Origin of the sequence: Arthrobacter crystallopoietes (assembly GCF_002849715.1) — a bacterium.
In the GTDB taxonomy this organism is placed as follows: Bacteria; Actinomycetota; Actinomycetes; order Actinomycetales; family Micrococcaceae; genus Crystallibacter; species Crystallibacter crystallopoietes.
Genome location: NZ_CP018863.1, coordinates 3,061,213 through 3,075,053 on the forward strand (window position 1 = coordinate 3,061,213; position 13,841 = coordinate 3,075,053).

The following is a 13,841-nucleotide window of genomic DNA, read 5'->3' on the forward strand; positions in this document are numbered from 1 at the left end:
ACCAAAGCCGAGGGCCCAGAAGCCGGACGCTCGTTGCTTGAAGCTGCTCTCGGATCTCCAGAGGCTGTGCGTCGTGCCGTTGGAAACCTTCCCTGAGCAAAGAAGACACTTTTCCTACCCGCTCGATCAGACCCAGGCGACGACGGCGCGGGCGGCCTGCACTGGGACCATCAAGTCGATCCCGGTCAGTTCTTTGAAGCGGCGCATCCGGTTCAGGATGGTGTTGCGGTGGCAATAGAGCTGGTCCGCCGTGGCGCTGACGCTGCCGTTGGCCAGGAAGGTGGAGACGGTTTCATGCAGCCGCTCCATTTCGTCCGGCCGGGCTGCGGCAAGCTGGGCGTCCAGCCCCGCGCCAAGCTGCACGCCGAGCGCGTCCATCCGCGCACGGGCCAGCCGGATCCAGTGCCGCTCAACGGTGATGGGAGCCTGGTCGTCCGGCGTGGCGAGGTCCGACAGAGCTGCCGCGATGCGGCCAGCGGCGGCCAGATCCACCAGACCGGCGTCGGCAGTAGCCAGGCCGCAGGGAATCGAAGAGAGACCCGCGCCACGAGCACCGGGCAAACCGGCGCCGCGCGGTTCGGGCCAGAACAGGTACGTGTACTCCTCGGCCTGGTGCAGGAACATGGACAGGCTGCGGTTCGGCGCAGCGGCCATCTTCCGGAGCTCGGACGCCGGCTGCCCCTTCGCGGCGGCGTTGGCGTAGGGCAGGTCCGGCTTCAGGTTGAAGGCCTTGGCAAAGCGGTCACGGGTTTCGGGCAGGCGTCCCTGCGCGCTGAAGAGGGCGGAAATGAATTCCTGCCGGACGCCGGCTTCCTCCTGTGCCATTTGCACACGCGCCACCAGATAACTGGAGTGCGTTGCCGTGGCGTAGTCGTCCACCACCCGCCAGACCTCTTCCGCCCGGTTGACGAGCAGGTCTTCGTCGTCGTTGTTCGAAATTTCCGGCAGCGTGGCCCAGATGATGGGGAACTCCAGACGGACGGCGGAGAAGAGGCCTCGGCCGGGAGCCCCTGGCGGGTGCAGCGGTTGCCTAGATCGGTGGCGAATTCGAGACGCCTCGGGTAGCGCTCCTTGCCCGCCATCGCGTCCAGCGTCAGCTCAATCGCCTTGGCAACGGCGGACTCAGGTCCTCGCCGGAAACGGCATCCCCGGAATACTCGGGGATGGCCCGCACCCGCTCGACGAACGTCTCCTGCATCTTCGGCAGCTTGTCCTTTAGCTCGCCCACCAACTGCACCCAGCGGGCACTGTCAGCTGGGGATGCCAGGACTGTGACGGCCTGCCCTGACATCAACTCTGAGTGCATCGTCAGAATGGAATCCGGACTAAGATCATCGGCAAGGACAAACTGTCAGACCCGGAAACTAGTGTCGAAAATAGTTTTAGAAGTATGGACCATATATAGATAGAACTGCAGGGATGATTTTGTGGCTGACGTGAAGTTCTCGCAGTACGCGAAGAATGCTGGCATTGGCTATCGTGCTGCGTGGAACCGGTACAAGGCGGGGCGGATCGAGGGCGCTTGGCAGGACGAGCACGGAACGATCCACGTTCCTGACCCCGCGTCGGCCCTGGCTCCTAAAGCCGCCGTCTATGCGCGGGTCTCTTCGCACACCCAGAAGGAGGACTTGGAGCGGCAGGCGCAGCGGATGATTGACTACGCGCTGGCGCGTGGGCTTCAAGTTGTCTCGGTGACCAAGGAAGTGGCGAGCGGCGCCGACGACTCCCGCCCCAAACTGTCGAAGCTCCTGGCCTCTGAGGATTGGGGCACCCTCGTTGTCGAGCACCGGGACCGCCTCACGCGTGTCGGGTTCAACTGGTTTGACGTTCTCCTCTCCCGGCAGGGGCGCCGCATCGACGTGGCAAATCTCGCGCAGGAGCAGACCTCTGACCTGATGGACGACTTCTTGTCCATCATCTACTCCTTCACCGCACGCCTGTACGGGCTTCGCGGGTCCAGGAACCGCAGCAGGAAGCTGATCGCCGCGCTTGAAGACGAGGCCGCCGGCATATGACCGAAGCGACCGGGCTGCCCAGGGAAGCCATGAAGGTGCGGGCGTATCCGCTCCAAGCGTTTGCCAACGCCGGCAAACTCTCGCGCGTCCACGCGCTGCTGGGACCGTGGCGGTCCGCTCTCGGAGGCATGCAGTCCCAGCTTTACCGGCAGCTCCTCGACGGCCAGCCGCTGATGAAGCGGATGCCGACGAAAGTTACGGACCTCAGCTTCACGACGGAGCTGTCGGCCCGGCAGGTCAAGTCCATTTACAACCAGACGTTCCAGGCCATGAACTCATGGACCGGCCTGGTCAAGAACGCCGTTCGGGAGCTCATCAGCGGCTCCCATCTGGACGATGAGGCTCGCACCATCCTCTACCGGGTGAACGCCCGTAAGGCCTGGTTCGCAAAGGAGCTCAGCCTCCCGGTCCTGGTCAACCTTGGGACGGGCGAAGTCCGGCACAGTGACGGCAAGCCCGGCAAAGGCTGGGCCGCCCAGGATCTTCCGGTGCCTGCTGAACTGCTCAGGCTCTGCCGCCATATGGTCAAGCAGGTGGGCAAGCATGCTGTTTCGTTGCCGGACCTGTCCCGGGTGAACACGATGCTCATGGACGGCACCATAGCGCGGGTGGAGCCCTCGAAGGACAGCTCCTTCGATTACTGGCTGCGCATCTCGACGTTGCAGAAGGGCGACGTCGCACGAGTTCCACTCAGAGCCCACCGGCACTTCCGTGACGCGCCGGGCGAGGTGTCCGACTTTGTGCAGCTGAACGTCCTGAAGGACGGCTCCCTTCAGTTCGTCCTTCAGAAGAAGTCTCCGCTCGCGCAGCCGCGCCCCGACGGTGTCCACCTCGGCCTCGACTGGGGCATGAAGTCCCTGTTCGCGACCAGCGACGGCCGCCTGCTCGGCGTCGGCGCCATGCCGCATCTGATGGAGCTGGACCGGCAAACGCTGGAACTCGCCAAGAGCCTGCAGCGGCAGGGCATCCGACCCAAGACGAACCGCCGGTACCGCAACCTCCAGCGACGCATGGGCGAATACATCACCAACGAGGTCAACCGCATCCTGAACAAGCTCTCGACCGAGGACATCCAGGGCCTGGCCGTCGAGAAACTCGACGCCAGGGGCGGCGGCATGAGCCGGGACATGAACCGGCTCGTCACCCGCTTCGGCCGTGCCGCCGTCAAGAAAAAGCTCGCAGCGTTGACCGAGGACACCGGTCTCGACGTCGTCGAGGTCAACGCCGCGTACACTTCCAAGGAATGTTCCTCCTGCGGTCTCGTCCACGACGGGAACCGCAGTGGACTGAAGTTTCATTGCCGCTTCTGCGGCAGGAAAACCCACGCCGACATCAACGGTGCACGGGTCGTTCTGTCAAGACGTTCTTGGCATACCCAGGGCGACTCAAGAACCAAGTCACAGCGTGGGACTGTCCGCCGAAGGCTGGACGGTGCGTTTGAAGCCCGTTGGGGTTGCGCGCCGCCTACCGCAGGCTCGACAGGGAGCCGGATCCCCGGTTCCCGACGCCGCTCCGCAGTGCGGCTAGCCACGGCCCCTTCCCAGGCGCCAGTGCGAATGCGTGAAAACGTGGAGAAAGTTCCATGAATTCACGAACTGTGCATGAGCACAGTGTAGAAGATTGCCGTGGACCTGGGGCTGGCGTACGGGCGGGTCAAGACCTTGGCCGGGCACGACTCCACCAACATGAAGGACATCGTCCCCACGTTTATGCTGTTCGTGCCGTCCGTGGAGGGCATCTCGCACAACGAACATGAGTACATCCGGGACGAGGACATCGTCCCGGCCTGCATACGCTCACCGCCGTGGTGCAGCGCCTCGCCGAGGGTGGGCTGGAAGTGCCATCGGTCACCGATATGAGACGAGGGCGCTGAATGCTTCGGCTTTGTCCTTTGCTCCCTGGACGATGACTTGGTCGTCGTCGTAGAGCACGGTCTGCGGGGTGGTGTGTTCCCATTGTCCGCCCTTGCGCTTAACAGCGACCACGGTGACATCGTATTTTGAGCGAAGCTGCAATACCTCCAGTGGGCGGTCCTGTGCCACAGCCGGCGGGGTGGTGCGGATCATGACGAAATTGTCTTCGAACTCGACATAGTCCAGCATCGCTCCGCGGACCAGGTGCGCGACCCGGCGACCCATGTCGTGCTCGGGCCGAATCACATGGTGCACCCCGAGTTGTTCGAGGATCTCGGCGTGCGGTTCGCTGATGGCTTTGGCCCAGATTCCGGGTTTAGCGAATTTCAGGAGCCGGGATGTGGTGAGGATGCTGGCCTCCACATCGGTGCCGATGCCCACCACAGCGCGGTCGAATTCGTGCACGGAGAGCTGCCGCAGCACTTCGTCCTTGGTGGCGTCGGCGCGGACGACGTGGGTGAGCAGCCCGTTGAAGGACTGGACGGTTTCTTCGCTGTCGTCGATGCCCAGGACCTGGGTGCCCAGGGACTCAAGCTCCAGTGCCAGTGCGCCGCCGAAGCGGCCCAGGCCGATAACGACGACGGAGTCCGCCTCAGCGATCCGGTCGAAGGATCGTGTGGGGAAGGGGATCTTAGCCAATGAGGGGCCTTTCTTTCGGGAATTCGTACAGGATGGGCCGTGAGCGCAGCGCCAGCGCGGAAGCCAGCGTGACCGGGCCCAGGCGGCCGACGAACATCAGGATGATCAGGATGACCTGTCCGGCCGGCGGCAGCGAGGCAGTGATACCGGTGGACAGGCCCACGGTGGCGAAGGCGGAGACGGCTTCGAACAGCAGTTTCTCCATGCCCGCGTCGGAGAGGAACATCAGTGCCATGGTGGCGGTGACGACCAGGGCGATGGCCAGCAGCACCACGGTCATGGCCTGGCGGTGCACCGAACGGGAGAGCCGCTTGCCGAAGATGTTTACAGCGGCTTCGCCGCGGATTTCGGTGTAGAGAATGAAGTACAGCACGGCGAAAGTCGTGATCTTCAGGCCGCCCGCGGTGCCCGCCGGGCCGCCGCCGATGAACATCATGATGTCCATGCCAAGCCAGGACACTGGGTTCATCTGACCGATGTCGATGCTGTTGAACCCCGCCGTACGGGTAATGACGGATTGGAAAAAACCGGCCAGAATCCGTGCGCCCGGATCCAGTGCGCCGAGCGTCGCTCGGTTCGTCCACTCCACCGCGGTGAGGAAGACCGTCCCGCCGGCTAGTAGGATCGCCGAGCCCGTCAGCACCAGCTTTGTGTTCATGGACCAGTGGATCGGGCGCCGGTAGTGCCGCGCCAGCTCGAACAGAACCGGGAAGCCGAGCCCCCCGATGATGACCGCCGCGGCGATCGGCAGACAGATCCACGGATCCGCGACGAAGCCCATCAAGCTGTCCGAATACAGTGCGAAACCTGCGTTGTTGAACGAAGACACCGAGTGGAACACACCGTGCCAGAGAGCCTCGCCGGGCGAGTAACCGTAGCCGGCGATGAAGCGGGCGGTGAGCACCAGGGCCAGTACGGCTTCGGTGATCAGGCTGAACTTCAGGACGCCGAGCAGCACGCGCCTCACATCGCCGAAGCCAGTGCTCTTGGTCTCTGCCGCCGCCGAAATTCGCGCGCGCAGTCCCAGCCGCCCGGCCAGCAGCACGCCCAGCAGCGCACCGAAGGACATCACACCGAAACCGCCCAGCTGGATCAGCACCATGATCACGACCTGCCCGAAGGTCGTCCAGTAGACCGGCGTGTCCACAACGATCAGCCCCGTCACGCAGACCGCGGAGGTCGCCGTGAACAGCGCTTCCAGGAACGTAGCGCCGCCTGGGCCCTGCCTGGACATTGGCATCATGAGCACTGCAGTGCCGGCCAGGATCGCGCCGCCAAAGCCGAGGGCGATGACCTGCGCCGGATGCCGCGGACGGACCTGTTGCAGGAGGGCTGCACCGGCATGCGCCCTGGGCGTCAGCCGGTCAAGGGCCCGCCCGAAAGTTCTGCCGACCCGGCCAGCCGTTTTGGTCTTGGCGGTTGGGAGTCTGTTGCGAGGCTTAACCAATGTGGGTCCTGGGTCGGCTCTGTGGGTCGGATTCGTACGTGCGGACAATCTCCCGACGGGTTCCATCCGGGAGGCGGGAGGCCGGCTGCTGACAGAAGGAGACCAGGGGCAGGACTTGCGGAACAAGGGACTGGCTTGAACCACCCAAGATAGGTCTTCTTTCTAATGCGGTTTCTGAAGCGATTGATCACATTACTCCGAGGGAGGGGGCAAAACAGCGTAAAACAGCAGGTGGAGGCGTTAAGAAATCATCAAAAATTGGCGTGGTTCGACCGCTATTCAGTGGTACTATGTACTGGTAGTCAGCAACACTGAGTAGTTGAAGGCAGGTTCCATGGGCAAGCAGATGACCGAGATGCTGAAGGGCACGCTCGAGGGCATCGTCCTCGCGACGCTGGCCGTGCAGCCGGCGTATGGCTACGAGATTACGGCGCGGCTCCGCGAGCAGGGTTTCGCCGACATCGCCGAAGGCACCGTGTACGCGCTGCTGGTCAGGATCGAGCAGCGCGGTCTCGTCGACGTGGCGAAGGTCCCGTCCGAGAAGGGGCCGCCGCGCAAGGTCTACTCACTGAACGCACAAGGCAATGAGTACCTCGACGAGTTCTGGAAGGCCTGGAACTTCCTCACCGAGCGGATCGAGCGGCTCAACCACGACACCGAGCACCCGCAAGAAGAAGGAGATTAACCATGGCCGCAGAATGGATCGAGCAGATCACCGGATCCTTCGAGGACAAGAAGCGCTGGCGCCAGTACAAGGCCCGCAAGAAACAGCTGCCCGCGAGCTACCGGACCGCGATCGACGGGATCGAACGCTACCTCATGTACGCCGGGTCGATTGTCAAGGGCGATGTCTTCCTGCAGATGCTCGAAGATCTCGCCGACCTGATCGAGCGCGCCGCTGTTGACGGCACCCCGATCCGCGACATCGTCGGGGACGATCCGGTCGATTTTGCCGACACCTTCATCCAGAATTACTCCGACGGCCAATGGATCAACAAGGAGCGCAAGCGCCTGACCGACGCCATCGATCAGGCGGCGGACGACGAGGCGTGAACGCGCCGGGAATGGAGCAGCGGACATGACCACCAACCAGGCCCTCGAACCCGAGATCCGGGTACAGGGCATCGAGAAGTCGTTCAAGGACCTGCAAGTGCTCCGCGGCGTCGACTTCGAGGTAGCGGCGGGGAGCATTTTCGCCCTGCTCGGCTCGAACGGTGCCGGCAAGACCACGGTGGTGCGGATCCTCTCCACACTGCTGAAGGCCGACTCAGGCACCGCCATGGTCCACGGCTTCAACGTCGCCGCCCAGCCCGGCGATGTGCGGGGATCGATCAGCCTGACCGGCCAGTTCGCCGCGATCGATGACGTGCTCACCGGCCGCGAGAACCTCGTACTGGTCGCCAGGCTGCGCCATCTGGAGAACCCGGGCGCGATCGCCGACGACCTGCTCGCCCGCTTCTCGCTCACCGAAGCCGGGAACCGCAGGGCCTCGACGTACTCGGGCGGCATGCGCCGCCGGCTCGACATCGCGATGAGCCTGATCGGAAACCCGCCGGTCATCTTCCTCGACGAACCGACCACCGGACTCGATCCCCAGGCGCGCATCGAGGTCTGGCAGACCATCAAGCAGCTCGCCCGCAGCGGCACGACAGTGCTGCTCACCACGCAACACCTCGACGAGGCCGAGCAGCTCGCCGACCGGATTGCAATCCTGCACAACGGCAGGATCATCCAGAACGGCACGCTCGCCCAGCTCAAGGGACTCCTCCCGTCCGCCAAGGTCGAGTACATCGAGAAACAGCCCTCCCTCGAGGACGTCTTCCTCGCCCTCGTCGGCGACGCGGGCGAGACCGAAACCGCCGTCGACGACCGCACCAACGGCACGTTCGCGGCAGGAAGGGAACCGCGATGACCACCCACGTCCTCGGCGACGCCCGCGTCCTTACTGGCCGCTCGCTGAAACACATTCTCCGCAGCCCCGACACAATCATCACCACCGCGGTCACCCCGATCGCGCTGATGCTGCTGTTCGTCTACGTTTTCGGCGGCGCGATCAGCACCGGATCCGACGAGTCCTACGTGAACTACATGCTCCCCGGCATCCTGCTCATCACGATCGCCTCCGGCGTCGCGTACACCGCCTACCGGCTGTTCCTCGACCTGCAGGGCGGTATCTTCGAACGCTTCCAGTCCATGCCCATCGCGAGGCCCAGCGTGCTCTGGGCTCACGTGCTCACCTCCCTGGCCGCGAACCTGGTCTCGGTCGCGATCGTCATCGGCGTCGCGCTGATCATGGGGTTCCGCACCGGAGCATCAGCAGCGGATTGGCTCGCGGTCGCCGGCATCCTGATCCTGTTCACCCTCGCACTGACCTGGATCGCGGTGATCGCCGGGCTCTCGGCGAAGACCGTCGACGGCGCAAGCGCGTTCAGCTACCCCCTGATCTTCCTGCCGTTCATCAGCTCGGCGTTCGTACCCACGGACTCGATGCCCGGCCCGGTCGCGTGGTTTGCCGAGAACCAGCCCGTAACCTCCATCGTGAACATCATCAGAGCCCTGTTCGCGGAGGAGCCCATCGGCAGTGATATTTGGATCGGACTCGCGTGGCTCGCCGGTATCCTCGTCGCAGCGTACGCCTTTGCCATTGCCATTTACCGGCGGAAGATCAGCTAGGTTGAGCGCTGGCCGCGGACAACCGACCGCACGTGAATGCTCCCGGTGCCCCGGCCCCAGTCGGGGCGCAGTCGTGCAGCCGCCGTCGTCGTCGTTGTTTAGCTCGTGAGGTCGCGTCGCCTGAGCAGGCCGGCAGCCGCGGCGGCAAGGACGGCCGCGGCTCCAGTCAGGAGGAGCGTTGTGGTGATGGCGGCAAGGTCCAGGTTTTCGACTGGCAGGGCCGGGGAGTGCCGGAAGGGGCTGAGGTTCTGCAGCCAGCCGGGCAGCCGGAGCAGTTCCCCGAACTGGCCGAGGACCAGGCCTGCCGCGAGCAGCCCCCAGCCCAGCGGAACGGACAGCCGTGGCACAACGGCGAAGACCAGGGCGGCTGCCGCGGTGAATACGAGTGCCGCGGGAACATGGGCGAGGGCAGCCAGAACCATGGTTCCCCCGTTGCCGGTGGTGGTGCCCGTAACTTCCAGCGCGACTGTCGCGGCCGTTCCCGCTGCGGTGGATACAGCCGTGACCGAAAAAGCGGCGACGGCGAGATTCGCGGCCAGCCAGACGGAGCGGGGTTTCGGTGCAGCAAGGAGCAGTTCTGCCCGCGCCTCGGCTTCCTCGGCACGCATCCGCAGCATCGCCTGCACTCCGGCCGCAGCGCCGAGGACACCTGCCATGCCCAGCAGCGCGGCAGCGAAGACATCAACCACATCTGCCCGGCTTCCCGGCACCAGCCGGGCGATGAGCTCAGCGAGTGAAGGATTGCCGGCCACGGTGTCGGAAACAACTGGTCCGAGCGCGCCGGCAACGGTTCCCAACGCTGCCCCGCCCAGAGCCCACCCGGCCAGAGTCGCCCGCTGCAGCCGCCACGCCAGGCCAAGCATCGACCGGCTCGCCGCGCTGCCGCGGTCCCGGCCTGCCCGGTCGGGCAGGAGGCTTGCGCCGAGATCCCGCCGTTGCCGAATCCGGAGAGCCAGTACCGCCAGGACGGCAGCCGCCACGGCCGGGACGAGCAACGGTAGCGGGTCCGCAACAGTGAAGGGGCGCGAACGCTGTCCCCATCCGATGGGTGAGAGCAGGGACGGCCAGGCGCTGGTGACCCTCATGAGGCCGGACTCTGGCGTTCCAAGAGCGTCGCCGATCCCCCTGAGGAGGTACGCCAGGCCGACAAGGGCGGCGGCGGCCCCGTTGGCGCCGCGGCCGGAGGGCATGAACTGTGCGAGCACCGCCGCGGCGGCAACGAAGAAGAAGCCTGCGGCGCCGACCGCAAACCCGGCAACAGCTGAACCCGCGGCGGGAAGCCCGCCAGCGGCGAAACCCGCGGCAGCGAACGTCGACAACAGGACGTTGGCAGCAGCACCCAGCAGCAGGGTCGCGGCCAGCGGAGCGCTTCTGGCGATGGGGGAGGAGCCCAACAGTTCCGCACGCCCGAGTTCCTCTTCGCTTCGGGTGTGCCGGACGATCATGAAGGTGCTCATCAATCCGGCGAGCACCGCCATGAAAGCATAGCCCTGGAAAAATACGACTGCCCCGATTCCGGTCCCATCGGGGAGCCCGCGCAGAAACAGGAAGGCCGGATTGGCAACCGCCACTGCGATGATGCCCGCGCGTTCGGCCTCGGCGTCGAACTCGCTGCCCACCGCGGCGGCCGCGGCGAATCCCAAGACGGAGATGCCCAGGATCCAGATACATAGCTGCCAGCGGTCCCGTCTGGCCTGGGTCAGGGCCAGGCGCAGTGTCGCGCCCATCAGCGGGCCGGTCCATCCAGGCGGCTGTAGTGGCGCAGGAACAGTGATTCCAGCGACGGCGGCGCCACTTCGAGACCGTTGATCCCGGCTTCGGCAAGGCTGGCCAGGACACCGTCAAGGTCTGCCGCTTCGGCATCGAATTCAACCGTTGTCCCCTCGACGCGCAGATCGTGCACGTCCGGACGAGAGGTGACGGCTCCTGGTTCCCTGACACCGGTGGCACGCACATGTGTTCGTCGAAGATGGCGCAGATCCGCCAGCGAACCCGATTCCACGACCGTTCCTTTGCGGATGATCGTGACCCTGTCGCACAACTGCTCGACCTCGCCCAGAATATGGCTTGAGAGCAGAACTGTTGCTCCTTCAGCGCGGACGCGCCGGATCTGTCGGCGGAAGACAGTGTCCATGACCGGGTCCAGGCCGGCGCTCGGCTCGTCCAGCACATACAGGCGGGCCGGCCTTGCAAAAGCGGCAATGAGCGCGGCCTTCTGCCGGTTTCCCCTCGAATAGGTCCGGGCCCTGCGGCGGGGATCGAACTCAAACTCGTCAATGAGCTGTTGACGCAGACGCTCATCGGCGCCTCCGCGCAGCCCGGTCAGCAGATCGATCACTTCACCGCCGCTGAGATTCGGCCAGAGATTCACATCCCCCGGAACGTAGGCGATATCCCGATGCGTCTGCACGGCCTGTGCCCAGGGATCCAGGCCAAAGACCCGAACTGTTCCCGAGGTGGCACGGATATGGCCTAGCAGCACCCGCAGCGTAGTGGATTTCCCTGCTCCGTTGGGACCCAGGAACCCATGAACCTCGCCTTCTGCAACCGAAAGTCGAAGGCCTTCCAAGGCCCGGACACGACCGAAATCCTTCACGAGAGCTACAGTTTCAACAATTGACCCAGTACCCATGACCAGTCCCCTTCCGGGCAATGCCAACGCGGCCACGAGCGAACCAGCGTTCCGCAGCGCTGTTATCAGACCTGAGCGCAGTTAGTTGCCAGGCCGGTGGCGCACTGTGTAGGACAGGACGATGATGCCGTTCTTGAGGGCTTGAGTGTTCACCAGGTCCAGCCGCGCGGCGGGAGTATGTCCGAACAGCAGGCTGTCTGTATCGGTCCCGCCGATGAAGAACGGGTGGACCCACAACCGGATCTCGTCCAGCAAGCCATGTTCCATCAGCGCGCGCCCCAGCCGGCCGAAGCCATAGGTCACAATGTCCTTGCCGGGCTGCCCCTTGATCCGCCGTACCTCGGCGGCAGGATCGCCCGTGATGACGATGCTGTTCTCCCAGCTCGGCTCGACCAGCGTCGACGAGACAACGTATTTAGTCATGCGGTTGATCTGGTCGGTATAAGGATCCCCGGATTGTCCCTCCCACACGGAGGCGAAGCTTTCGAAGGTCTCTTTGCCCAGCAGGACGGCGTCGCACTGTTGCAGCAGCTCAAGCTGAAGATCCGAGCCGGCGTCGTCGTGCCCTTCTAGCTTCGGCCAGGTCTGGGGATTCTTGATGACCCCGTCGAGCGAGATGTAGGTCGAGTTGATAATCCGCCGCACGATGTCCTCCTGGCTCAGCGGTGCTGGCTGTCCCTCCACAGCGTACTCACCCCGGACGTAAAATGGAGCCCTCGATGAGAGGCAGTTATGGCCATCACGGAATCGCTCGAGCGGGGCCGCGCAGCTTGCACGGAGCATGCCTGGGACGACGCGTACCAATTCTTGTCGGACGCGGACGGTGCACGCTCTCTGGAAGCTGCCGATCTTGAGCGCCTCGGGGTAGCCGCCTACCTCACCGGCCGGGATGAGGCCGCCGTTGCGGATCTGGAGCGCGCCTACCAGGCGTACCTCGGACAGGGCGGAATCGAAAGGGCCGTGCGGTGCGCGTTCTGGCTCGGGATCACGTTGCTTCTGCGCGGCCAGCATGCCCGCGGCGGAGGATGGCTCGGCCGGGCTCAGCGGCTGGTCGAGGAACGGTTGCCCGGCTCGGTCGAGCAGGGGTATCTGATGATTCCGGCCGGCCTGCAGGCCTTGGAGGCAGACCCTGCAAGCGCCTACGAGACCTTTGACAAGCTGGTGGCCATCGCCAATGAGTTCGACGACGCCGATCTCACGGCCCTCAGCCGGCTCGGTCTTGGCCAGGCGCTGGTCGCGATGGGGGAGGCGGCGCGTGGCGTTGCCATGCTGGATGAGGCAATGCTCTGTGTGACCGCAGGGGAGGTTTCTCCGATTGCGGCCGGGATTGTCTACTGCGCCGTGATACTTGCCTGCAGGGACACCTTCGACTTGGGCCGCGCCCAGGAGTGGACGGCGGCTCTGAGCGAATGGTGCTCCAAGCAGCAAGGTCTCAGGCCCTACCGGGGCCAGTGTCTTGTGCACCGCTCGGAGATCATGCAGCTGCACGGCCAGTGGGAGGACGCGATGGCGGAGATACGCCGCGCCTGTGAGCATCTTGCTGCGCAGCCGGGGAACCCGGTCATGGGGATGGCTCAATACCAGCAGGCAGAGATCCTCCGCCTGCGGGGCAAGTACGCCGATGCCGAGCTGGCTTACCGCGAGGCCGCTGCCTACGGGCATAATGTGCATCCGGGTCTGGCCCTGCTGCGGCTGGCCCAAGGCCACGTACAAGACGCCCATGCGGCGATCCGCCGGGTGGCATCGGACGCGGCCGAGCGTCCGGTCGAGCGGGCGAAAATCCTCGCAGCGTACGTCCGGATCGCGCTCGCAGCGGGCGACACGAACGGGGCCAAGCAGGCCGCAGAGGATCTGCAGGAGATTGCCGCGCGGTTCGACTCCCAGTACCTGCAGGCCATGGCCGGATCGGTACGGGGCACGGTAATGGTCAGCGAAGGCGACTACACGTCCGCCTGCACCACGCTGCGTGCGGCGTGGCTGGCTTGGCAGGAGGTGGAAGCTCCCTACGAAGGGGCGCGGCTCCGCGTCATTATGGCCCGCGCCTACCATGCATTGGGGGATCATGACACTGCAGAAATGGAACTCGACGCCGCGGCTCACGTCTTTGAGCAGCTGGGGGCGGCACCGGACCTGAGGGAGATCGCAGAAGTTTCGAGACGTTCGACGGCGCAGGCACCCGGAGGACTGAGCGCCCGGGAAATCGAGGTGCTCCGGCTTGTCGCCACCGGCGCGACCAATCGCGGGATTGCGAATACATTGGTCATCAGTGAAAAGACGGTCTCCCGCCACATCAGCAATATCCTGACCAAACTCGGTCTGTCATCACGCACCGCAGCCGCGGCCTTCGCCTACGATAACGACCTCGCTTAACCCGGGCCCGCACGCCAACTTGCTGCCCAGCTGCTGCGGCTCCCGCCAGCGCCCTACACCAAATTGCCCATTACCCTTCGTCGGGCCGGATGGTCCGTCTTCCCGATGCGGCACACGAATGCCCGGTGGGATGCTCGAGCATAAGGAACGGT

General features: G+C 64.8%; 14 protein-coding genes and 1 pseudogene. 8 read left to right on the top strand and 7 right to left on the bottom strand.

Annotation, left to right across the window (positions count from 1 at the left end):
• Positions 1–126 precede the first annotated feature (126 nt).
• Both AC20117_RS14315 and AC20117_RS14320 read right to left on the bottom strand, forming a co-directional pair.
• On the bottom strand, positions 127–882 hold the full coding sequence (locus AC20117_RS14315; protein ID WP_074699162.1) for a helix-turn-helix domain-containing protein: 756 nt from the start codon (positions 880–882) through the stop codon (positions 127–129).
• A gap of 211 nt (positions 883–1,093) precedes the next feature.
• Positions 1,094–1,291: a hypothetical protein gene (locus tag AC20117_RS14320; protein WP_139186724.1), complete on the bottom strand. Its 198-nt coding sequence runs from the start codon at positions 1,289–1,291 to the stop codon at positions 1,094–1,096.
• A gap of 145 nt (positions 1,292–1,436) precedes the next feature.
• Between AC20117_RS14320 and AC20117_RS14325 the strand changes: the two genes are divergently transcribed.
• From AC20117_RS14325 to AC20117_RS14335, 3 genes and pseudogenes are all read left to right on the top strand, one after another.
• Positions 1,437–2,015 (top strand): IS607 family transposase, encoded by a 579-nt coding sequence (locus tag AC20117_RS14325; protein ID WP_074702853.1) that lies wholly within the window; start codon positions 1,437–1,439, stop codon positions 2,013–2,015.
• Complete coding sequence (locus tag AC20117_RS14330) at positions 2,012–3,601, top strand: zinc ribbon domain-containing protein (protein ID WP_074699160.1); 1,590 nt, start codon at positions 2,012–2,014, stop codon at positions 3,599–3,601. The genes AC20117_RS14325 and AC20117_RS14330 overlap by 4 nt, the downstream gene beginning before the upstream one ends.
• A 30-nt stretch (positions 3,602–3,631) precedes the next feature.
• Positions 3,632–3,888, top strand: a pseudogene (locus AC20117_RS14335) (M20/M25/M40 family metallo-hydrolase); the annotation flags it as partial.
• Here the strand turns inward: AC20117_RS14335 and AC20117_RS14340 are convergent.
• Entirely contained in the window at positions 3,863–4,567 is a 705-nt protein-coding gene (locus AC20117_RS14340) for a potassium channel family protein (protein WP_170837929.1), read from the bottom strand. The pseudogene AC20117_RS14335 and the gene AC20117_RS14340 overlap by 26 nt on opposite strands.
• Positions 4,560–5,927 carry a TrkH family potassium uptake protein gene (locus AC20117_RS14345; RefSeq protein WP_074702851.1) on the bottom strand — a complete coding sequence of 456 codons (1,368 nt, stop codon included), beginning with the start codon at positions 5,925–5,927 and terminating at the stop codon, positions 4,560–4,562. Before AC20117_RS14345 ends, AC20117_RS14340 begins: the two co-directional genes overlap by 8 nt.
• 421 nt (positions 5,928–6,348) lie before the next feature.
• On the opposite strand from AC20117_RS14345, the gene AC20117_RS14350 reads away from it, so the two are divergent.
• The 4 genes from AC20117_RS14350 to AC20117_RS14365 are packed head-to-tail and all read left to right on the top strand — an operon-like array spanning position 6,349 to position 8,687.
• Complete coding sequence (locus AC20117_RS14350) at positions 6,349–6,699, top strand: PadR family transcriptional regulator (protein ID WP_074699158.1); 351 nt, start codon at positions 6,349–6,351, stop codon at positions 6,697–6,699.
• Between the two features lie 2 nt (positions 6,700–6,701).
• Positions 6,702–7,067 (top strand): DUF1048 domain-containing protein, encoded by a 366-nt coding sequence (locus AC20117_RS14355; protein WP_074699157.1) that lies wholly within the window; start codon positions 6,702–6,704, stop codon positions 7,065–7,067.
• A 25-nt stretch (positions 7,068–7,092) separates the two neighbouring features.
• Positions 7,093–7,926, top strand: coding sequence for an ABC transporter ATP-binding protein (locus tag AC20117_RS14360; protein ID WP_074699156.1), 834 nt, complete (start codon positions 7,093–7,095; stop codon positions 7,924–7,926).
• Complete coding sequence (locus AC20117_RS14365) at positions 7,923–8,687, top strand: ABC transporter permease (protein WP_074699155.1); 765 nt, start codon at positions 7,923–7,925, stop codon at positions 8,685–8,687. The genes AC20117_RS14360 and AC20117_RS14365 overlap by 4 nt, the downstream gene beginning before the upstream one ends.
• Positions 8,688–8,785: 98 nt before the next feature.
• Here AC20117_RS14365 and AC20117_RS14370 read toward each other — a convergent pair whose 3' ends face one another.
• From AC20117_RS14370 to AC20117_RS14380, 3 genes are all read right to left on the bottom strand, one after another.
• Positions 8,786–10,414: an efflux permease Rv1217c-related protein gene (locus tag AC20117_RS14370; RefSeq protein WP_074699154.1), complete on the bottom strand. Its 1,629-nt coding sequence runs from the start codon at positions 10,412–10,414 to the stop codon at positions 8,786–8,788.
• Complete coding sequence (locus AC20117_RS14375; RefSeq protein ID WP_074699153.1) at positions 10,414–11,319, bottom strand: ABC transporter ATP-binding protein; 906 nt, start codon at positions 11,317–11,319, stop codon at positions 10,414–10,416. Before AC20117_RS14375 ends, AC20117_RS14370 begins: the two co-directional genes overlap by 1 nt.
• Before the next feature lie 81 nt (positions 11,320–11,400).
• Positions 11,401–12,003 carry a dihydrofolate reductase family protein gene (locus tag AC20117_RS14380; RefSeq protein WP_211482272.1) on the bottom strand — a complete coding sequence of 201 codons (603 nt, stop codon included), beginning with the start codon at positions 12,001–12,003 and terminating at the stop codon, positions 11,401–11,403.
• A gap of 48 nt (positions 12,004–12,051) precedes the next feature.
• Here AC20117_RS14380 and AC20117_RS14385 point away from each other — a divergent pair, with 48 nt between their 5' ends.
• A complete protein-coding gene (locus tag AC20117_RS14385) occupies positions 12,052–13,689 on the top strand; it encodes a LuxR family transcriptional regulator (RefSeq protein ID WP_074699151.1) in 1,638 nt (545 codons plus the stop codon).
• Positions 13,690–13,841 lie beyond the last annotated feature (152 nt).